Consider the following 21,024-nt stretch of genomic DNA (forward strand, 5'->3'; position numbering starts at 1 on the left):
CATTTGAATTCTGTTCGTTTCGCTCTTTCGCGATGCTTTCGTACCACGCCATATCGCCGGGGACCGGTTGCTGACCGAGGCGATGCCGCCGCTTGCGGTGTAAAACGACCAGAAAGAGTTTCAGCACGGCTTCCTCTGAACTCCAGAACGTTGCCCCTATCTTCGAAGGGATGGCGATCCTGAGTGACTAACTGGAAAATCCTGCCGGAAACGCCACGTCTCGTGCAATCAATTGACCCATCAATCGGTGGGCAAAAGAAAGCGGACAAGCGTGGATAGGAAGCGCCTCCGCTTGAGTACCTCTTAATGGTGGACGCGAGATCTACCGTTTGTTCGCGACGATCGGCATCATGCAGGCACTGAACGCCGCGAGGTAAGACAATGACCACCGATCACCTCTTGCAGTCGCCGCCGATCCGTCACAGCAACCGCAAACCCGGCATCATTGGAGCCGCAATTCTTATGTTCGGGTCAATTGCCGCTGCCATCGTTCTTGGGGGAGAAACGCGCATCTCGGGCGGCTTCGAACCGTTCGAGAAATCAGCGAATGAGCGCGTCTCGCAAGCCTTCGAGGACCTTGATGGCCTCGCGCCGATCTCTGAGGACCTGAAGACTGCGCTGGCGTCGCTGAGCCAGAGCGTCCAACGCGAGCAGAAGCCCCCGGTTCGGGCCGAGGGGCAGTGATCCCATCGCTCAACAACTTGCCTTGGAATGTCCGATAGCAGCAGCGCTTATCCGGCAGGGACCACAAGGAGGCAAATGCGAGAGGGTGAACTGCCCGTACTCATCCGTATTTCAGCTTCATGACAAGGATGCCGCCGGCGAGCACCATGGTGATCGCGTTGGCGGCCACCAGCGGCGCGTCGCCGGAGAGCAGGCCGTAGACTAGCCAGAGCGCAAGCCCCAGCATCATCGCGAGGAACATGCCGAGCGAGATGTCCTCGGTGGAACGGGTCTTCCAGACCTTGATGAATTGCGGGGTGTAGGCGAGGGTCGTGCAGGTTGCCGCAGCGAACCCGAGCAGCTTGACGATGAGCGGTTCCATGGTGGCCGCCCTATAGCACTGATTCGTTGATAGAAATGCGTCTGTTGACCCGTCATTACCGGCGGGCTGCTATGATCGTGCGATAGAGTGCCGCATAGTCGCCCGCCCGGTTGCGCCAGGAGACGTCGGTCGTCATGCCGCTCAATTGCAGCCTGCGCCAGGTCAAATGGTCGTGGAAGGCGAGGTTCGCCTTGCGTAGCGCGGCGGCGAGCCCCTGCGCCGTCACTGGTCCGAACTTGAATCCGGTCGCGTCGTGGCCGCTGCTATCGGCCTCGCCGATGTCCACCACCGTGTCCGCAAGCCCGCCGACGCGCGAGACGACCGGCACGGCGCCATAGCGAAGCGCACAAAGCTGGGTGAGACCGCACGGCTCGAACCGCGACGGCACGACAAGCGCGTCGGAGCCCGCCTGGATGAGGTGGGCAAGGATCTCGTCATAGCCGATCACGACGGCGATGCGGCCGGGATGAGCGCGTGCCGCGGCCTGATAGCGGTCCTGGAGGTCGGCATCGCCGCTGCCGAGCAGCGCGAGCTGCATGCCTTCGCCGAGAATCGTCGGAATTGTCTCGAGCAGGAGATCGAGGCCCTTCTGCCACGACAGCCGACTGATCACGCCGAGCAGAAGCGCATCCGTGGACGGCGCGAGATTGAACTGTCTTTGCAGCGCCGCCTTGTTGGCGGTCCGGAATTGCAGCTCCTTCGCGCCGAAGCGATAGGCGATGTGCGGGTCGGTCTCGGGATTCCACACTGCCGTGTCGATGCCGTTGAGGATTCCGCTGAGCACGCCCGAGCGCTCGCGCAAGAGGCCGCCGAGCCCCATGCCGCCCTCGTCGCCTTGGATTTCCTGCGCGTAGGTCGGCGACACCGTGGTGATGCGGTCGGCGAATTGCAGGCCGGCCTTCAGGAAGCTGATCCCGCCAAAATATTCGATGCCGTGCAGGCTGAAGGACTCAGGCGGCAAGCCGAACGAAGCAAGCATCTCGTAGGCGAACTTGCCTTGATAGGCCATGTTGTGAATGGTCATCACGGTCCCGGGACGGGGGCCGCTTGCATAGTGCAGATGGGCTGGTAGCAATCCTGCCTGCCAGTCGTGGGCATGCACGACGTCAGGCACGAACGAAGGGACGAGGCCGAGCCCGATATCGGCGGCGACGCGCGACAGCGCCGCAAAGCGCACGCCATTATCCGGCCAGTCGATCGCCTCTGCGGTAACGTAGGGGTTGCCCGGCCGCTCATAGAGATGTGGTGCGTCGAGCACGAAGAGGTCGAGTTCGTCGTGCGTGCCCGCGAGCAGGCGCGCCGGCCCGCCGAAATAATCCGGCCAGCGCCGGATTTCCTCCGCCTTCGGCAGGGCCCGCATGACGGCCGGATAGCCCGGCACCAGCGTCCGCATCTCGACGTCATGGGCTTTCAATGCGGCCGGCAGCGCGCCGGCGACATCGGCAAGACCGCCGGTCTTGATGATCGGATAGATTTCCGATGCGACCGCAAGGACGCGCGTCAACGCCATGCGTTCAGCCTGTCGATCATCGGCTGCGTGATGAGCGAGATGCCCTGTTCGGTGGTGCGGAACCGTTTTGCGTCGAGCTCGGGATCCTCACCAACGACGAGCCCTTCAGGAATCTCGACGCCACGGTCGATCACGACGTTGCGCAGCTGCGCGCCGCGGCCGACACTCACGTAAGGCATGATCACGGCGTTCTCGACATTGGCATAGGAGTTGATGCGCACGCCCGTGAACAGCAGCGATCGCCGCAACGAGGCGCCGGAGATGATGCATCCGCCTGATACGAGCGAGCTCACCGCCTGTCCGCGCCGGCTCTCCTCGTCGTGCACGAACTTGGCGGGAGGCGTGATCTCTGCATAGGACCAGATCGGCCATGAGCGGTCGAACAGGTCGAGCTCCGGCACCACGTCGGTAAGGTCGATGTTGGCGGCCCAGTAGGCGTCAACGGTGCCGACGTCGCGCCAATAGGAGCGCGTGTCGTCGCCGGACCGGACGCACGAGCTCGAGAACTGGTGCGCCACCGCGCGGCCGTTCTTGACGATGTAGGGAATGATGTCCTTGCCGAAATCGTGGCTCGAGTTCGGGTCGGCGGCGTCACGCTTCAGCTCCTCGTACAGGAACTTGGCGTCGAAGACGTAGATGCCCATGCTGGCGAGCGACATGTCGGGCTTGCCGGGCATCGGCGGCGGGTCTTTCGGCTTCTCGAGAAACGACTTGATGATGCCGTTGTCGTCGATATGCATGATGCCGAAGCCGGAAGACTCGGTGCGCGGCATTTCGAGGCATCCGACGGTGACGTCGGCGCGGCTGTCGACGTGCTGCCGCAGCATGAGCTCGTAATCCATCTTGTAGATGTGATCGCCGGCGAGCACCACGATGAAGCGGGCACCGTGCGACTCGATGATGTCGATGTTCTGGTGGACGGCATCGGCCGTCCCGACATACCACATGGTCTCCGAGACGCGCTGGCTCGCGGGCAGGATGTCAAAGCTCTCGTTGCGCTCGGGACGGAAGAAGTTCCAACCCATCTGGAGATGCCGGATCAGGCTGTGGGCCTTGTATTGGGTCGCGACCGCGATGCGGCGGATGCCGGAGTTCACCGCGTTCGACAATGCGAAGTCGATGATGCGGGATTTGCCCCCGAAATAGACCGCGGGCTTGGCGCGCCGGTCGGTCAGCTCGAGAAGACGGCTTCCTCGTCCGCCGGCGAGAACGAAGGCCAGGGCCTGGCGCGCGAGTGGCTCATTTCCAACACGATTCATTCTGTCCTCCCGAGGGCCCCGTTTTTATCGCCCCGAAACTTCCCTCGCGGGAAGCCGGTGGCGCCTGTATCGAAGCGGAATTCTAGCTGCACGGATAACAATTCGGAAAGTGGTCTGTTGGTTGCCATCGGTTGCGGCCCGCCCCGCGGCTCCGCTTTTTTCGATTGCCGAGTCTTCCCGATCGCCCCGAAAGGGTGGTAGGCTGATGGCTATTTCAGATCGCTTTCATATTTTTTGGATTTATTCGATGCCCTGCGCCAACGAAATGTTCGGCCTGCTGCGGCTGCTTTCAGTCGGGCTGGCCTACCTGACCGGCACCCCGGATCACCCCGTAGAGAAACGCGATCTCGCCGATGCCTGGCAGGTCCTCTCGCCCTGCGCCGAGACCGCCTCGTTTGACGGGGCGTGGACCCTGTCGTTGAAGGACAACGGCATCGCCGTCGCCAAGAGCAATCGCCACGCGCAGTTGCTGCAAGGCCACTGGGAGCTCGTTGACGGCGGGACGCACACCTATCGCATCGACGTGCTCGCCTTCGGCAATGATTTTGTCGTGGTCCCGACGGCGGCCGGCTGCCTGCTCGGCTCGGGTACGCTCAGAAACGTCGATCTGCGCCAGAGCTGGTTTACGCATGGCAGCCGCGAGGCAGGCGATCTCCTGGCATCGGTGACCGATCCAGGCGTGAGGACCAAGTAGACGCTTCGGTGCGGCTTGCGGGCCTTCGTCCTGCGGCATTTCAGCGCCCGCGGCGGAGCCGGTGCGATCCGTGCCGGCTTTCTGAGGTTCGAGGCGGCAGGAAGCGACGACCGGCCGGGATGCCTTGTGCGGTGCACGCAAACGGATGCTTTGATTCAGCGCAAAGATGCCAGATCATACGGCGTGCGACCCTTCTTCCAAACAAAACGTCAGACAGGGAGCAAGGCGATGAGTATCTGGAAAGCGGCAATAGCCTGTTCACTCGCCGGTGCCGTCATGGCCGGTCAGCTGCAGCAGGCCGCGGCGGCGCCAATGCCGACCAATGTGGCGACGATGAAGGCCATGGTCTCCGACGACGTCACGCAGGTGTACTGGCGCGGCGGATGGGGCTGGCGCGGCGGCGGCGGATGGGGCTGGGGCTTGGGAGCGCTTGCAGCCGGCGCCATCATCGGTGGCGCCATCGCAAGCAGCGCGCCTTACGGCTACTATGGCGATCCGTACTACGGCGGCCCCTATGGCTACGGCGGTGGCTACGCGCCAGCCTATTACGGCTACGCACCCGGCTACGCCTATTCGCCCTATTATGCCCGCCCGTATCGACCCTATTACGGCGACAGCTATGGCTATTACCGGCCATATCGCGCCTACCGCCCCTACTATGGCGGCTATTGGTAATCGCGCGAGCGTGCGTCGGCGGTTCTGACGGTCGACCCCGCCAAGGCTCGGTGCTCGCGCTGGCTCGCGCGAGCGCCGGTGACGGGCGGGCTATCCGTGGCTGGTCACGGCAGAAGCGCGATGATCGCAAAGCCGGCGTCGATGACGATGGGCTCCGACGACGAAAAATAGACGGCAGCAAGCACGCAGACGATCGCATAGACGAACACGAACCAGCCGTCGCAATCGCGGGTTGAAAAAATAGCTCTGCGGCGTGGAAGTGGCATGGTCAACTCCCTGCCAAAATTTGGGCATCGACTGCCCTGATCGAAAAAGACAGCGTGATGAAATGCTTCCTGGTGATGTCCACGACATCGCCAGTCGCGACGCTAGCGCCGAGAACCGGCTGGAGTCCTTAAGCCGTCCTTACATTTGACTGAGCTTTCTCTTAAGCTCGCAAGGCACCCGGAGGTTGCGGCCGTGCGGACAGACGAGCTTGCCTTTGGCCAGTTCCGGCTCGATCGCGCCAATGCGCTGCTGTGGCGCGGACCGGAGCGCGTCGTGCTGGCGCCGAAGCCGTTCGAGGTGCTCTGCTGCCTGATCAAGCACCCCGGCGAGCTCGTTACCAAGGAAGAGCTGCTCGACGCGGTCTGGTCGGATCTGCATGTCAGCGAGTCCAGTCTCGCGGTCGCTATCAATGTGCTGCGTGCGGCGCTCGGTGATGACAGGCAGTCGCCCAGCTATATCGAGACGGTCACGCGGCGCGGCTATCGCTTCATCGCTCCCGTCACCACCGCATTATCGCCGGTCATCGAACGGCTGGAGGAGACGTTCGAGGACGTCGTCGACCGCAGGCGGCAATGGCGTGTTGGACGCACAACGGCGCTCGAGACGCTTGACACCGCGCTGCAGAAGGCCCGCGCCGGACAGCGTCAGGTCGTCTTCATCACCGGCGAAGCCGGAATAGGCAAGACGACGCTCGTCCAGATGGCTCTCGATCGTATGACGCGTGAGGGCCTCTGCGTGCTGCATTGTGGCTGCAACGAATTGTTCGGTACCCACGAGGCCTTCCTGCCATTGATCGAAGCCCTGAACGAGCAGTGCCGCGGCGCGGGAGGCGCCGCTCTGCTCACTGCCATTCGCGAGCACGCGCCGACGTGGCTCGCCCAGATGCCAAGCTTCCTTGGGGAAGGTGATCGCGCGGCCTTCCAGCACGAGCTTTTCGGCGCGACGCGGGAACGCATGCTGCGTGAGTTCGCTGATCTCCTGGAGAGCCTCGCCTCAAAACGGCCATGGGTCATCATCCTTGAGGACCTGCACTGGAGCGACTTTGCCACCGTGGATGTTCTGTCGCGGCTGGCACGACGGGACCGCAAGGCGGCGATCCTGGTTCTCGCCACCTATCGGCCGATGGAAGTCGCGGTCGGCGGACATCCGGTCAAGGCGATCCACCAGGATCTCCATATCCACGGACATGCAACCGAGCTTGCGCTCGACCGTCTGACAGGGAGCGACGTCGAACGCTACCTTGCCCTGCGCTTCAACTCGGCCGAACTCGCCGACGAACTGGTCGAGCGAATCTTCGCGCGGACCGAAGGACAGCCCTTGTTCGTGACGTCACTCCTCGATCATCTCGTTGCCCAGGGCGTGCTCGTCGAGGATAGCGGCGGGTGGCGGCTGGAGCGCGAGGAGGCGGCTTCGCATGACAGCATGCCGCGCGATTTGCAGGGCATGATCGCGCGGCAGATCGATCACCTCACGGCCGAGGAGCGCAGCCTGCTCGAGGTGGCAAGCGCGGCGGGGGCCGAGTTCTCGGCGCTGCACATTGCCGGCGCGCTCGATCGGAACGTGCTGGACGTGGAGCAGATGTGCGAGGAGCTGGCGCGTGCCGGCCGCATCATCGTTGCAGCCGGCTCGACCGAATGGCCGAGTGGAGAGGTGTCGGGCCGCTACGCGTTCCAGCACGCGTTGTACCAGGAGATGCTGTACCAGCGGCTGGCGCCGGCGCGCCGCGTGAATACTCACGTGCGGCTCGGTGTCAGTCTCGAGCCCGGTTATGGATCGCAGGCGGCGGAGGTTGCCTCAGTGCTCGCGCGTCACTTCGAGCTGGGACGCGATTTCGCAAAGGCAACGCGCTATCTCACCGTGGCGGCCGAAGGCTCGGCGCGGCGATTCAGCACGCGCGAGGCTGCAAACTACCTCACACGTGCCCTGGATCTCGTGCCGCATCTGCCGATGGACGTGCAGGTGCCGACGCGCCTGAAGCTGCTGCTGCAGCGCGCCTGGGCCTGGCGAGCCGGCGGCGACTTCCTGAACTCGCTGCAGGATCTCGGCGCGATCGTGGCCCATGCAGCGGAGAACAGCCTCGTTCGGGAGGAGGTGAACGCGCTGGTCGATCTCAGCAGGTTCTGCCTCTATATCGATCGGCGACGATGTCTGCCCCTCGCCGAGCAGGCACTGGAGAAGAGCCGGACGATCGATGACGCGGCATTCGCTGCCCTGGTCAGGGGCAACGTCGCCAATCTGAAGCTGATGCTGCGCGGCTGGAGCCGCGAGGATGCCGAGTTCTCGGCGCAGGCGTCGGCACTGATCTCGGAAGCGCAGGACCTCAGCATGCGGCTGCGGCGCTGCTCCATGGAAATGGTGCTCGAGTTCCTGAGGTCGAACTATTCGGCCTGCATTGATGCGACGAGCAGGGGTAAGCAGCTCGCCCGCATGCTCGGCGACGTCTACCTCTTCGTGCTCTACCAGTCGGTCGAAGCGTTCGCGTCCCTCTATATGGGCGAATGGGGGGCGCTGCAGCAGAGCGTTCGCTCTGCGCTCGCCATCGCGGACCGGAACGCGAATCCGCAGGCACGCGCTTTGTGCCAGCTCACGATCGGGTGGCTCCACGCCGCGGCGCAGGACCATGAGATCGCGGCGAAACACGCGGAGGAAGTCACCAACCCGATGCTCGAGGTAAACCCGTTCACCTTCTTTCTCGGCAGGAATTTGCTGGTGCGGGCCCATCTCGGGATGCGCAACTTCACTCTGGCACGCCAGCATCTCGATGCCATCGAGCGGCGGATGGAGGTGGACGGTGTGCCGATCGAATCGCTGGTCATGCCGCAGTATTTGCTGAACTGCTGCGAGTACTGGATCGGGGCCGGCGACCTCGACCGGGCAAAGGCGGCGGCCAGCCGGTTTCACGAGGTGACGAGCGCGGCGCCCGATCGGCCGTTCCTCGCGCTGTGCCAGGAGGTGATGGCGAGAATTGCGCTGCTGAGCGGCGATGCGGAGATCGCCAGGCGGCACCTGTCCGAGGCCGTCTCGACCGTTCACCATGCCGGGCTACCCTACGCGGCATGGCGGGTCTATGCCGCGCTCGCGGAGTTTTACGCCAGCCGTGGAGAGGCACGGAAGGCGGCGAACTGGAGGCGGCACTTGAACAGGGTCGTGAATTCGCTTGCGTGTTCGCTCGCGCCTGACGATCCGCTGCGCTCGCTGTCATTCTTCGACCGCAGCGAGGTCGCCGGTGCAGCGGACACTTGCGTCCGCCGGCTCGACGTCAATCGGGAAACTCGCTGATATCTTGCGGTTCTCCGGGGGACGGGATCGGTCCGTTCTGCTTGTGCCGGCGCTCGCGAGATGCGCGATAGGCATCCCTGCGCAGCCGCATGATCGAGCCGAGCGGCTGATGATCGGCCAGGCAACGCCAGGGATCGAACGACAGGACGTCGTTGGCGTAGTCGCGGCGGGTGGAGGTATTGGCGGCCTGCGAGGGAAGGGTGATCTTGCCCAGCGGCTGCGGTACCGCGACACCCTCTGGCCAGTCGATCGAGGAATCTTCGACCGGCGTGCGTTTCAGGTCGGTGCAGAGCTGGGCGCGCAGTTCATACTCCGCAAAATTCTTTTGAAAGAACTCTGTGACCGAGTCCCGCACGATTTCGTCGCCGTCATGGCTGGGCTGACCCGTGAGCTTGCGCACGGCATCCGAGACCGGCACCGCCCGGATCCTTGCGATATAGTCGCCGAAGCGGAGCGTGCCCTCGGTGTGAAAGGTTTCGCCGAGGATGTTGTTGCCGGGGTCGCCAAGCGCCTTCGCAAGCATTGGAATCGAGGCGCCGGTTGCGTTCGAAACCGTGATGGCGATGCGGGAGACGAAGCCCACGATCCTGAATCCGATGTCGGGGGTGTTCAGGTTGAGCTCGACGTTGCGCTGGGCTGCCAAATATGCCTTGGCATCGGCCATGTAGCTCGGGTGATTGACGAGAAGGAAATCCTGGTTGGTTGAAGTGTCATCCGCCAGCGCCTTGTCGCCGGACACGCCCAAAACCTTGATTGCCATGCCGCGGGGCGCGCGAACACGATCGCTCTTGAGCCCGAAAGCGGTGGAGAGGCGGACGATGATCGGATAGCGGGCGGGCTTTGCGAACAGGCCCTGGCGCAAATGCGCCGGCAGATTGTCGTAGACGGTTAGCTCGCCGCGCAGGAAGCCGACGCCTTTGGCGTGTTGCTGGCGGATACCATGGTGAAATCGCTTGAAAGTGGCGTCGCTGGTCCGCTCGATCGAGGCGACGATGTCCCGAACGGCATCGGCCTCTTCGGGACCCGGTTGTTCGACAGAGGGATCGTAGCGCAGATATTGATCGGCTGACATGGTGCTGATCTCCAGCCCGCGGGTCGCCTGCCCTTTGCGAATGGTGGCGGCCGCTGGGCGAGTTCCATTGTAGACGCGTGCCCGTCGCGCGAGCAACCGGAACACGAATTCCGGTTGCTCTGACGCCCCCTTCCGTCGCGGCTTTCAGTCGCTTCTATTGCGCGACGCGCCGCGATGCGACGATGTTCTCCTGGCGAACTTCGCTGCGGCGCTCAGGCGTCGTGCAGACCTTGTCGCCGTAATACGCCTCGCGCCAGACATATCCCGACTGGCACGTGTCGCTGCCGGGCAGATGCCGGCTAGCGGCCCTTGCGGTCTCGCTTGCGACGACGCTTCTGGACTCCGGCGTGACGCAGACGAGGTCGCTCGGAACGGCGACCCGCCACACATAGCCGGAGGCGCATTCCATCGCAGCCATGGCCGGGCTGGCCGAGGAGACGCAGGCCGTCAGGAAGGCATAGAGGGCAGCGATCGATAGCGACTCCGGACAGTGTTGTTGTCCGATCGCGAGGGAGAAGGTGCGCGTGCTGAAATGGTCATGATCAAATCCTCCTGAAATAAGGCGCCACGCGATCTCCCGATTGATGCGGAGGAGGCATGGACATCACCGGAGGCGATGCTACGGCGGAGGCAACAGCGGAGTCCTTAAACGCGCCTTATCTTCTTCTCATCTTTCTCTTAAGCGTGGCCGCCCTCACAGCGAGAACCAGACTATCGCCGCCATGCAGGCGAGGTGCACCAGCACGATCGCCGCGAGGTGAAGCGGTCCGGCCTTGAGGGACGGACCGCTCATCGCCGGGCTCCCTCAGTTCGATCCCGCCGCGGCCGCCGTGAAGCTGCGGTCGACGGCCTGGCTGACGTCGAGCTTCTTCGGCAGGATGCCGTAGCGGGTGGCGCGGTCGGAGGCTTCCTGCACCTCCTTCACCACGTTCTCGTCAATCACGATCGGGCTGGTGCGCTGCGCGGTGTAGGCGCTGAGCAGTACGTCCTCCGGCAGTTTGGTCAGTTCGGCAGTGCTCTTCGCATAGTCGCCGAGATGATCGAGCGACCATAGCCGCGCCCTGCTGAGGCGCTGCAAGAAATCCTGCACAGCGGCGCGCTTGCTGGCGATGGCGCTGTCGGAGGCGACGATGAAGGTGATGGTCGGCGTCAATCCTTCGCCGTCGGCGATCACGCGCGCCTTGTCCTTCAGTGTCGCGAACGAGACATACGGCTCCCACACCGCCCAGGCATCGATCGAGCCGGCGACGAGCGCGATCTTGGCGTCGACCGGGCCGAGCGGCGCGAACGTTGCGTCGTCGAGCTTGATCTGCGCCTTCTCAAGCGTCGCATCGATCAGGAACTGGCCCCAGCCGCCGCGGGTGCCGGCGAGGCGCTTGCCTTTGAGGTCGGCGGCTGACCTGATCGGTGAATCCTGCCGCACGAGGATGGCTTGCGTCTTCGCGTCCGATTTGGTGCCGCCGATCGCCTTGATCGGCGCGCCCGCGGCATAGACCGACAGGAAAGAGAGATCGCCGGTGTAGCCGACGTCAAGCGCGCCGGCGTTGAGCGCTTCGAGAATGGGCGCCGCCGCGGGGAATTCCGACCATTCGATTTTATAGGGCAGGTCCTTGGCCAGGCCGGAGATGTCCAGCAGCGAACGGTTGCCGCCTTTCTGGTCGCCGACGCGCAGCACGATCGTGTCGGCCGCGAGCGATGCGGCAGCCGTCGATAGGGTAATGGCGGCGGCGATCAGTGATGCTGCAAGCCTGCGCGTGAGGGAGTGATCGTGGGAGTCGGAGTTGATGTTCATGTGATGCTTCTTGTTCTTCCTGGCTCACGTGGCGTGAGCGACGATGCAGTGGGATGATCAAGTCTATGATCGGAGAGGCCGCAGTCAATGAAACGGCCAACCGAATTGCGCGCGCTTGCCAGAAGGACGTTTCATTGAACGAGCGTCCGCGAGAAGGCGATGTGCGCGATGCCCGATCTGCGCGAAGATTGTGCAGGCGATGAAGTTGTCACGTGCTCCGTGAGCACGACGAGATCGTAACGAACTCGAAAAATCCTTTCGTCGTCGATGCGCGCGCCGGTGGAGAGAATGTCTGCGCCGCTCGCAACATTCGAAATTCCATTTCATTGACGATGCGACCAACGCGCCGCATCATTTGCGTATCGCAATGAAGAGGCGAGGGATCTCGCCTCGAGAATATCCTTCTCTTAACGCAGCTCCGCACGGAACATGCGCAACGCGACGCGTTGCGTGGGCGGCGGAGCTTTGGGGCAATGAGGTGCAGATGAGCAATAACGAGGGCAAGCGCGGCAGTTCGGGTTTCGATCGGCGCCATCTGCTCCAGGCGGGCCTGGCGGCAGCGTTCGCCGCGCCGCTCGGCGCACTCGGTGCGCAGGCCTTTGCACCGCGCGCGATCGCGCCGGCGATCGATTTCTCGCAGTTTCCGCTGTGCCAGACAGCTTCTGATGCGCCCGCGCTCACGGGCGCGCCGCGCAAGCTGAAACTGTCGTGGAACGCGGGCGCCGTCTGCCTCGCGCCGGTCCCCGTGGCCATCGAGCACGGCTTCTTCCAGAAGCAGAATCTCGATGTCGAGCTCGTCAACTATTCCGGCTCGACCGATCAGCTCCTGGAGGCGATCGCGACGGGCAAGAGCGACGCGGGTCTTGGCATGGCGCTGCGTTGGTTGAAGCCGCTGGAGCAGGGTTTTGACGTCAAGATCGCGGCCGGTACCCATGGCGGCTGCATGCGCGTGCTGTCGCGCGCGGATTCCGGCGTTAACAAGCTTGCGGATCTCAAGGGCAAGATCGTCGCCGTGGGCGATCTCGGCGGCCCCGACAAGAATTTCTTCTCGATCCAGCTCGCAAAGCTCGGCATCGATCCGCTCAAGGACGTCGACTGGCGCGCTTATCCCGGCAACCTGCTGGATGTCGCGGTCCAGAAGGGTGAGGTGCAGGCTTTCCTGTCGTCCGATCCGCTCGCCTATCTCTGGCTGAAGGACAGTCAGTACAAGGAGGTTGCCTCCAATCTCGACGGTGAATATCGCGACAAGAGCTGCTGCATCCTTGGCCTGCGCGGCAGCCTGGTGCGCGACGAGCCGCAGGTCGCGCGTGCCATCACGCAGGCGCTGCTGGATGCTGCGATGTTCTCGTCGCAGAACCCGGAAAGGGCGGCAAAGTCGTTCCAGCCCTACGCGCCGAAGGCGGCGACGCTTGCCAACCTCGAAGGCATGGTGCGCTACCACACCCACCATCATCATCCGGTCGGCGAGGTGCTGAAGCGCGAGCTCAAGGCCTATGCGGACGATTTGAAGAGTGTCTCGGTGTTCAAGCCGAGCACGGATACCGCCAAATTCGCGGAGCGCATCTATGTCGACGTATTCGCTGTCTGACGGCCTGCCGTCGGCCGCGCCGCGCGAGCTTGCGCTTGCCGGCTGGCTGAAGGAGTCCGGGTCGGGTGTTGCGGCGAGCCTCGCCTGGATCGCGTTCGGCTCGTCCTGCCTGCTCTGGGACGACGTCGGCGATTGGTCGCGGACCCACTCGCTCGGGATCGTCGCCTTCATCATCGCGGCCTTCGCGCTATTCGGGACGGTCGGTGTCGATTATCTCGGTTCGGCCGGACGCGCATTGCGCAACCGCGCGCCCTGGCTGCTGGCGCTCGGCCTGATCCTGACGTTGTGGGAGGTCGCGACTGCAAAATTCGCCTGGCTGCCGCTGCCGTTTTTCCCGCCGCCGCAGGCGATCGTAGAGGTCTATACCGACGATCTGCCAAAGCTGCTCGACAGCGTCTTTGCCTCGATCCGGCTCCTGCTCGGCGGCTATCTCATTTTGGCGGCCATCGGCTTCCTCACCGGCGTTTCAATCGGCTGGTCGCGCGCGGTCGGATATTGGGTGCATCCGGTGCTGCGCTTCATTGGTCCAGTGCCCGCGACGGCCTGGTTGCCGATTGCCTTCTTCACCTTCCCGTCGAGCTGGAGCGCCTCGACCTTCCTGATTGCGCTTGCGACCGGTTTTCCCGTCACCGTGCTGACATGGTCGGGCGTCGCGAGCGTCGGCAGCGCCTATTACGACGTCGCGCGCACGTTAGGTGCAAAGCCGTCCTTCCTGGTGCTGAAGGTCGCGATCCCTGCAGCACTGCCGCACGTCTTTGTCGGCCTGTTCATGGGGCTCGGCGCGTCCTTTGCCGTACTTGTCATCGCCGAGATGATCGGCGTCAAGGCAGGGCTCGGCTGGTACCTGCAATGGGCGCAGGGCTGGGCGGCCTATGCCAACATGTATGCGGCGCTGATCGTGATGTCGCTGCTCTGCTCCAGTGCAATCATGCTGTTGTTTGCGATCCGCGATCGCCTTTTGGTCTGGCAGAAGGGGACCGTCAAATGGTAGCGACTGCCGAGGTCATCGCTTATCCCGCCGCCGGTGCCGCGCTCGACATCGAGCAGGTCAGCCACGCCTTCGACATCGACGGCACCGAGCTTCCGGTGCTCAGCGACGTCAGCATCGCCGTCGAACCCGGCGAGTTCGTCGCGCTGCTCGGTCCGTCCGGCTGCGGCAAGTCCACGCTGCTGCGGCTGGTCGCGGGCCTGGAGAAGCCGCTGGCGGGTGCCTTGCGCGAGGACGAGAGCCGTATCACGCACCCGCATCCCTCGCGCGTGGTGGTGTTCCAGGATCCAACGCTGTTTCCCTGGCGGACGGTCTGGGACAACGTTGCGCTCGGCCTTGAGGCCCAGGGCATCCTGAAAAGCCAGCGTCCGCGCGTCGACGCCGCGCTCGATCTCGTCGGGCTATCGGCGTTCCGCAACGCCTATCCGCACCAGCTCTCCGGCGGCATGGCGCAGCGCGTTGCGCTCGTCAACGATCCGAAAATCCTGATCCTCGACGAGCCGCTCGGTAAGCTCGATTCGCTCACGCGCATCACGATGCAAGCCGAGCTTGTCTCGCTGTGGCAACGCAAAGGCTTTACGACGCTGCTGGTGACTCACGACGCCGAGGAGGCGCTGGTGCTGGCCGATCGCGTCATCGTGTTCAGCGAACGCCCGGCGCGCGTCAAAGCCGACATACGCGTCGACCGACCCTATCCGCGCCACCGCGGCGATCCCTATCTCGCGGATCTGCGCCGCCAAATCCTCGGCTTGTTGGGGCTCGACGCCACATGGTGACATCACAGGGCAACTCGGCGGCGAGAAGTCGCGCGGTACCAAGCGAGCCGGACTACATCGAGCGTGCGCAGGGCCTCGCCGCGGTCTTCGCCGAGCGTGCCGCCGAGCACGATCGCGCGGCCAGCTTTCCCTTCGAGAACTTCAAGGAGCTGTCGGAAGCAGGCCTGTTGTCCCTGACAGTGCCCGCCGCGCTTGGCGGCGCTGGTGCGGGCGTGCGCTACGCGACGCGGATCATCGGCATCATCGCCAAGGCTGATCCGTCCACCGCACTCGTGCTCTCGATGCACTACATCAATCATCTGGTGATGGCGCGAAGCCCGACCTGGCCCGCCCGCTTGTCGCGCAAGCTTGCGCGCGAGGCGGTGGAGAGCCTGGCGCTGGTCAATGCGCTGCGTGTCGAGCCGGAACTCGGCTCGCCCGCGCGTGGTGGCCTGCCTGCAACGGTCGCGCGGCGGACCGAGACCGGCTGGCGCCTCTCAGGTCACAAGATCTATTCGACCGGTGTGCCGATCCTGAAATGGTACCTGGTCTGGGCGAGAACCGACGAGGCGGAGCCACGCGTCGGGCAGTTCCTGGTGCCGGCAGGCCTGCCGGGCACGCGCATTGTCGAGACCTGGGACCACCACGGCCTGCGCGCGAGCGGTAGCCACGACGTCATATTCGACGACGTCGTATTCCCACTCGACTACGAGGTCGATGTTCGCAAGCTAGCGGAGTGGCGCGGGCTCGATGCCACGCAGGCGACAACCCATACCGTCTTCATCGCCGCGATCTATGACGCTATCGCGCGCGCCGCGCGCGACTGGCTGATCGATTTCCTGAAGACGCGTGTGCCCTCCAGCCTCGGTGCGCCGCTTGCGACGCTTCCCCGCGCCCAGGAGGTTCTCGGCGCCATCGAGGCACGGCTTGCCGTCAATGCCCGGCTGATCGGTTCGTTCGCCGGCGACTTCGATGACGGTGTCGCGCTGTCGGCTGCCGAATCCAACGCGATCAAGCTCACCGTGACCAACAACTCGGTCGCCGTGGTCGAGGACGCGCTGTCGCTCACCGGCAATCATGGGCTTAGCCGCAGCAATCCGCTGGAGCGGCACTACCGCGACGTGCTGTGCGGTCGCGTGCACACACCGCAGGACGATTCGACGCGCATTGGCCTTGGCCGCACTGCGCTGGGACTTTGAAAATCATAGAGGAGACGATCAATGTCGATCGAGTTCATCGGCTTCATCAGCAACAACAATTCGTCCGAGACCATCGTCCGTGAGGGGCCGGTCCTGAACCCCACCCATATCGAGGCGGTCGCCAAGGCGCATGAAAACGCCGGTTTCGATCGCGCGCTGCTCGCGTTCCATTCGACGAGCCCGGACGCTCTTCAGGTAGCTCAGCACGTGCTGAATGTCACGGACCGGCTCAACGTGCTGATCGCGCAGCGTCCCGGGTTCACCGCACCGACGCTGCTGGCACGGCAGTTCGCGGCGCTCGATCAGTTCTCGCGCGGCCGCGTCGCGCTGCACGTCATCACCGGCGGCAATGCGACCGAGCTTCGGCAGGACGGCAACACGCTCGACGACAAGGACGAGCGTTACGCCCGCACGTCCGAATTCCTCGACATCGTCAGGCTGGAATGGACCAGCGACAAGCCATTCACCTACAAGGGCAAGTACTACCAGGTCGAGAACGGCTTTTCGCAGGTGAAGCCCTTCCACCCCGAGGGCATTCGCATCTATTTCGGCGGCGCATCGGATGCAGCGATCGACGTCGCCGGCAAGCACGCCGACACCTTCGCCCTCTGGGGCGAGTCCTACGCTCAGGTGCGCGACGTCACCTCGCGCGTGCATAACGCAGCGGTCAGGCAGGGGCGGTCGACGCCGCGCTTCAGCCTCTCGGTCCGGCCGATCATCGCGCCGACCGAGAAGCAGGCCTGGGAAAAGGCCGAAGCGATTTTGGCGCGCGCCGCAGCGCTTCAGGACAAGACCGGCTACCGCAAGCCGGCCGACGGCCATGCCACCGCCGGCGCGCGCCGCCTGCTCGCGCTCGCAGACCAGGGCAGCCGCATCGACAAGCGCCTGTGGACCGAGATCGCAAAGCTGACGGGCGCCAACAGCAACACGACCGCGCTGGTCGGCACGCCCGAGCAGGTCGCCGAAGCCTTCGGCGACTACTACGACCTCGGCATCTCGCACTTCCTGATCCGCGGCTTCGATCCGCTGATCGACGCCATCGAATATGGCCGCGAGCTGATCCCGCTGACGCGCGAGCTGATTGCCAAGCGCCAGGTCGCTCGCGGTGAGGCCGCCGAATGATCAGGCTGATGCTCGCCGGCGCGCTGCTGTTCGGTTCGTTTGACCTCGCAGGGGCGCAGACAACCCTGCGCGTCGGTGATCAGAAGGGCAATGCACGCGCCGTGATGGAGGCGGCCGGGCAGCTCAACGACGTACCCTACAAGATCGAGTGGAAGGAATTTCCGGCAGCCGCGCCGCTGCTCGAGGCGCTCAGCGCCGGCGCGATCGAAACCGGCCTCGTGGGCGACGCGCCCTTCACCTTCGCCGCCGCCTCCGGCGTGCCGGTGAAGGCGATCGCCGCGATCCGCCAGACCGGCGAAAGTCTCGCGATCCTCGTGCCGGAGAACTCGCCGATCAAGAGCTTTGACGATCTGCGCGGCAAGAAGATCGCAACCGGCCGCGGCTCCATCGGCCATCAGCTCATTCTGGCGGCTTTGGAGAAGAACGGCTGGAGCGCGACCGACGTGCAGATCACCTTCCTCGCGCCCTCCGACGCCAAGATCGCCTATACGCAAGGCTCGGTCGACGCGTGGTCGACCTGGGAGCCCTATATCAGCCAGGAGCAGGTGCTGTTCAAGTCGCGCCGCATCATCACCTCCGAAGGCCTGACGCCGGGTCTCAGCTTCCAGGTGGCGCGGCCCGAGGCGATCCGCGACAAGCGCGCCGAGTTGACCGATTTCGTCCGGCGCCTCACCGCCGCGCGCGTCTGGTCGATCAACAATGTGAACAGCTATGCCGAGACCTGGGGCAAGCTGATGAACATCCCGGCCGCGGTGCCGCTCAACTGGCTCTCACGCGCAAAAATGCGCATCGCGCCGATCGACGACAGCGTGATCACGGACGAGCAGGCTACGATCGATCTCTATTTCCGCTGGGGTCTCATCAAGCAGAAGCTCGACGCCGTGGACATCGTCGATCGCTCCTTCTCGGGCGGGATCGCAAAAGCGGGATTGTAGGCTGTTGCTCGTGTCCCGGACGCGGTGCAGCGCGCAGCGCTGCGCCGCAGAGCCGGGACCTACGCCGCATAGAGCGCTCTCGGCAACATGGGCCCCGGCTTAGCAGCGCACCACTGCGTGATGCGCTGCATCCGGGGCACGAGACTTCACAAATACTCAAGCATTCGTGAGATGAGAACGAGGTTTCCCTCTCGGCCGCCATTGTCGAAATATTCCTCCTGCGTTCTCCATTCCCGGTAACAGCCGCATTGCTATTTGCACCGTGCCTCTTGCCGCACGCTACCTCCCGTCAAAAATCAACCAGACGACCACATCGGGAGACCGGCCATGGGCCTGCAACAAACAAAAATCGAATCGCTTCCCTTCGTCACAGCCGAGCTCAACTATCTCGCACCCACGTCGGGCAAACCGCGCACCTACGCGTTTGATCCGCCGCCGGGCGAGCCAAAGACCACCTCATTGCCCGAGCCGCACCAGGTCCCGATCTTCGACGGGCGTCTGATCGCGGAAAACTTCTCGCTCGACCGCGAAGGCTTTGCGCTGGTGCGCCATCCGACGCGCGTGAGGGATTTTTACAACGACGAGGAGGTGAGGGCGGTCTACTACCCCGCCGTCGAAGCTTTTTCTCCGCGCAACGTTGAAGGCCGAGCGCGTCGTCATCTTCGATCACACCGTGCGCAGGCGCGTCGATGGCGCGGCCGACATCCGCGGCGCAGGTCCGCGCCAGCCCGCAACGCGCGTGCATGTCGACCAGACCGTTGCCTCGGGCGCCAACCGCGTCCGCGAGCATTTGCCTGATGAGGCCGAGGAGCTTCTCAAGGGTCGTGTGCAAGTCATCAATCTCTGGCGACCGATCCGCGGTCCCTTGCGCGATTCTCCGCTCGCAATGGCCGACGGTACGACGGTTGCGCCCGGCGATCTCGTCGCCTCCGACCTGATCTATCCCAACCGCCGCGGCGAGACCTATTCGGTGAAGTACAATCCGAACCATCGCTGGTTCTATTTCCCGGAGATGACACCGGACGAAGCGCTGCTGCTGAAGTGCTATGATTCCGCAACCGACGGCCGCACCCGCTTCGGGCCGCATACCGCCTTTGTCGATCCGACCACGCCGGCCGATGCACCCCCACGCGAAAGCATCGAACTGCGGACACTGGTGTTTCACAAACCGTAACAATGTGTGATGGCAGTGCCGGGCCACGCTCGGCACTGGCTTCAGGAACTTTGTCGACGAGCTCGCGTTGTTGGCGCCGGAGGCGGGGTCACCTTAGGTGGGGGACGCCATGCGCGCGCTCATCGCCGTGCTTTTCTTGTTTGCCTTTTTCTCGCCAGCCGACGCAGAGAGCGGACTAGCCTCATATTACGGATACGGAAAAGCCGCCAGGAGCGGCGAGATGACGTGTGCCCATCGGACGCGGCCGTTCGGCACCGTGCTCACGGTGTCCTATGGCGGGCGCTCTATCCAATGCCGCGTCAACGATCGCGGTCCGTTCATCCGTGGCCGCATCGTTGATCTATCCGTCCCTGCCGCTCGCGCGCTCGGCATGATGAGCGCGGGCGTGGTGCGGGTTTCCGTGCAATAGGCATGCGTCTGCCCGCAAGCTCGCTATAATGCCGCCCAACCAATGTCGAGGGGGGCGCAATGGCGAAGATCAGGGTGGGGCTCGTGGGGTGCGGCTTCGTTTCGGAGTTGCACATGTATGCGTTTCGGCGCGTCTATGGCGTCGATGTCGAGGTTGCGGCGGTGGCCGCGCGCGGCGACCATGTCGTGGGGTTCGCCCGCCGCCATCAGATCGCGCGCAGCTATCGCAGCTTTTCCGACCTGATCGCCGACGCCGATATTGACGTCGTCGACATCTGCACGCCGCCCAATCTGCATGCGACGATGATCATTGCGGCCATGCAGGCGGGCAAGCACGTGATCTGCGAGAAGCCGTTCGCCGGCTATTTCGGCCGCGAGGGCGATGAGCAGCCGATCGGCAGGCACGTGCCGAAGGCGTTGATGTACGAGCGTGTGCTGGAGGAGATGGCAACTACACGCGATGCGATACAGCGGACCGGCAAGCTCTTCATGTATGCCGAGGATTGGGTCTATGCGCCGGCTGTGACCAAGACCGCCGAAATCATCAGGGCGACGAAGGACAAGATCCTGTTCATGAAAGGCGAGGAGAGCCATTCCGGCTCGCATGCCGCGCACGCCGCGCAATGGGCGATGACCGGCGGCGGCTCGCTGATCCGCATGGGCTGCCACCCGCTGTCGGCCGTGCTGTACCTGAAGCAGGTCGAGGCGAAAGCGCGTGGCGAGGAGATTCGAGTCGCGAGCGTCACCTGCGATGTCGGCAACGTCACCGCCGGTCTCAAGCCGGAGGAGCGCACCTACATCAAGGCCAACCCGGTCGATGTCGAGGATTGGGGCACGCTCACCATCACCTTCTCCGACGGTACCAAGGCCACGGTGTTTTCCGGCGACATGATCATGGGCGGCGTGCGCAACCTGATCGAGACCTACACCAGCGGCGGCTCGCTGTTCGCCAACATCACGCCGAACACGCATTTGATGAGCTACCAGACCAGCGAGGAGAAGCTCGCCTCGGTCTACATCACTGAAAAGGTCGACCGCAAAACCGGCTGGCAATATGTCTGCCTCGAAGAGGAATGGACGCGCGGCTATTTGCAGGAGATCCAGGATTTCATGGAGTGCGTGGCGACCGGACGACAACCGCTCTCCGATCTCGCGCTGGCCTATGAGACGATCAAGGTGAACTACGCCGGTTACTGGGCAGCGGACGAGGGCAGGCGGGTGGTGTTATAGAGCTTTCTTCTGGGTCTGTCTCTTATACACAT

The 21,024-nt window shown here is 63.9% G+C and carries 19 protein-coding genes and 1 pseudogene; 13 read left to right on the forward strand and 7 right to left on the reverse strand.

Going from position 1 to position 21,024, the window contains the following annotated elements:
• The first annotated feature begins 399 nt into the window (after positions 1-399).
• Complete coding sequence (locus Q2941_RS45020) at positions 400-684, forward strand: hypothetical protein (RefSeq protein WP_458196623.1); 285 nt, start codon at positions 400-402, stop codon at positions 682-684.
• 100 nt (positions 685-784) lie between these two features.
• On the opposite strand, the gene Q2941_RS45025 is transcribed toward Q2941_RS45020, so the two are convergent.
• The 3 genes from Q2941_RS45025 to glgC are packed head-to-tail and all read right to left on the reverse strand — an operon-like array spanning position 785 to position 3,814.
• A complete protein-coding gene (locus Q2941_RS45025; RefSeq protein ID WP_027524484.1) occupies positions 785-1,045 on the reverse strand; it encodes a SemiSWEET transporter in 261 nt (86 codons plus the stop codon).
• A gap of 55 nt (positions 1,046-1,100) precedes the next feature.
• Positions 1,101-2,555 (reverse strand): glycogen synthase GlgA, encoded by a 1,455-nt coding sequence (gene glgA, locus Q2941_RS45030; RefSeq protein WP_458196624.1) that lies wholly within the window; start codon positions 2,553-2,555, stop codon positions 1,101-1,103.
• A complete protein-coding gene (gene glgC / locus Q2941_RS45035; RefSeq protein WP_027524486.1) occupies positions 2,546-3,814 on the reverse strand; it encodes a glucose-1-phosphate adenylyltransferase in 1,269 nt (422 codons plus the stop codon). The genes glgA and glgC overlap by 10 nt, the downstream gene beginning before the upstream one ends.
• Positions 3,815-4,061: 247 nt before the next feature.
• Between glgC and Q2941_RS45040 the strand changes: the two genes are divergently transcribed.
• On the forward strand, positions 4,062-4,508 hold the full coding sequence (locus tag Q2941_RS45040; protein ID WP_027524487.1) for a hypothetical protein: 447 nt from the start codon (positions 4,062-4,064) through the stop codon (positions 4,506-4,508).
• A gap of 228 nt (positions 4,509-4,736) precedes the next feature.
• Positions 4,737-5,183 carry a hypothetical protein gene (locus Q2941_RS45045; RefSeq protein ID WP_027524488.1) on the forward strand — a complete coding sequence of 149 codons (447 nt, stop codon included), beginning with the start codon at positions 4,737-4,739 and terminating at the stop codon, positions 5,181-5,183.
• A 104-nt stretch (positions 5,184-5,287) separates the two neighbouring features.
• On the opposite strand, the gene Q2941_RS45050 is transcribed toward Q2941_RS45045, so the two are convergent.
• Positions 5,288-5,449, reverse strand: a complete 162-nt coding sequence (locus tag Q2941_RS45050) for a hypothetical protein (protein ID WP_458196625.1) — start codon at positions 5,447-5,449, stop codon at positions 5,288-5,290.
• A 193-nt stretch (positions 5,450-5,642) separates the two neighbouring features.
• On the opposite strand from Q2941_RS45050, the gene Q2941_RS45055 reads away from it, so the two are divergent.
• Entirely contained in the window at positions 5,643-8,729 is a 3,087-nt protein-coding gene (locus Q2941_RS45055; RefSeq protein WP_458196626.1) for an AAA family ATPase, read from the forward strand.
• On the opposite strand, the gene Q2941_RS45060 is transcribed toward Q2941_RS45055, so the two are convergent.
• The 3 genes from Q2941_RS45060 to Q2941_RS45070 form a co-directional block, all read right to left on the reverse strand.
• Positions 8,710-9,801, reverse strand: coding sequence for a catalase family protein (locus Q2941_RS45060; RefSeq protein WP_458196627.1), 1,092 nt, complete (start codon positions 9,799-9,801; stop codon positions 8,710-8,712). The two genes, Q2941_RS45055 and Q2941_RS45060, sit on opposite strands and share 20 nt — an antisense overlap.
• A gap of 154 nt (positions 9,802-9,955) precedes the next feature.
• Positions 9,956-10,219 carry a hypothetical protein gene (locus Q2941_RS45065; RefSeq protein WP_458196629.1) on the reverse strand — a complete coding sequence of 88 codons (264 nt, stop codon included), beginning with the start codon at positions 10,217-10,219 and terminating at the stop codon, positions 9,956-9,958.
• 387 nt (positions 10,220-10,606) lie between these two features.
• Positions 10,607-11,593 (reverse strand): ABC transporter substrate-binding protein, encoded by a 987-nt coding sequence (locus tag Q2941_RS45070; RefSeq protein ID WP_254111297.1) that lies wholly within the window; start codon positions 11,591-11,593, stop codon positions 10,607-10,609.
• A gap of 484 nt (positions 11,594-12,077) precedes the next feature.
• On the opposite strand from Q2941_RS45070, the gene Q2941_RS45075 reads away from it, so the two are divergent.
• The 9 genes and pseudogenes from Q2941_RS45075 (at position 12,078) to Q2941_RS45115 (ending at position 20,992) form a co-directional block, all read left to right on the forward strand.
• Positions 12,078-13,181 carry an ABC transporter substrate-binding protein gene (locus Q2941_RS45075; RefSeq protein WP_458196630.1) on the forward strand — a complete coding sequence of 368 codons (1,104 nt, stop codon included), beginning with the start codon at positions 12,078-12,080 and terminating at the stop codon, positions 13,179-13,181.
• Positions 13,159-14,172, forward strand: a complete 1,014-nt coding sequence (locus Q2941_RS45080; protein WP_458196631.1) for an ABC transporter permease — start codon at positions 13,159-13,161, stop codon at positions 14,170-14,172. The genes Q2941_RS45075 and Q2941_RS45080 overlap by 23 nt, the downstream gene beginning before the upstream one ends.
• A complete protein-coding gene (locus Q2941_RS45085; RefSeq protein ID WP_458196632.1) occupies positions 14,166-14,945 on the forward strand; it encodes an ABC transporter ATP-binding protein in 780 nt (259 codons plus the stop codon). Before Q2941_RS45080 ends, Q2941_RS45085 begins: the two co-directional genes overlap by 7 nt.
• Positions 14,939-16,123 carry an acyl-CoA dehydrogenase family protein gene (locus tag Q2941_RS45090; protein ID WP_458196633.1) on the forward strand — a complete coding sequence of 395 codons (1,185 nt, stop codon included), beginning with the start codon at positions 14,939-14,941 and terminating at the stop codon, positions 16,121-16,123. Before Q2941_RS45085 ends, Q2941_RS45090 begins: the two co-directional genes overlap by 7 nt.
• 21 nt (positions 16,124-16,144) lie before the next feature.
• A complete protein-coding gene (locus Q2941_RS45095) occupies positions 16,145-17,245 on the forward strand; it encodes an LLM class flavin-dependent oxidoreductase (RefSeq protein ID WP_027524495.1) in 1,101 nt (366 codons plus the stop codon).
• Positions 17,242-18,180: an ABC transporter substrate-binding protein gene (locus Q2941_RS45100; RefSeq protein WP_027524496.1), complete on the forward strand. Its 939-nt coding sequence runs from the start codon at positions 17,242-17,244 to the stop codon at positions 18,178-18,180. The genes Q2941_RS45095 and Q2941_RS45100 overlap by 4 nt, the downstream gene beginning before the upstream one ends.
• Before the next feature lie 327 nt (positions 18,181-18,507).
• Positions 18,508-19,354: pseudogene (locus Q2941_RS45105) on the forward strand (CmcJ/NvfI family oxidoreductase).
• 109 nt (positions 19,355-19,463) lie between these two features.
• The gene (locus tag Q2941_RS45110) at positions 19,464-19,763 is read left to right on the forward strand and encodes a septal ring lytic transglycosylase RlpA family protein (RefSeq protein ID WP_027524498.1); all 300 of its coding nucleotides are present in this window, start codon (positions 19,464-19,466) and stop codon (positions 19,761-19,763) included.
• Between the two features lie 59 nt (positions 19,764-19,822).
• Positions 19,823-20,992, forward strand: coding sequence for a Gfo/Idh/MocA family protein (locus tag Q2941_RS45115; protein WP_458196634.1), 1,170 nt, complete (start codon positions 19,823-19,825; stop codon positions 20,990-20,992).
• Positions 20,993-21,024 lie beyond the last annotated feature (32 nt).

It is taken from the genome of Bradyrhizobium sp. UFLA05-153 (genome assembly GCF_054185185.1).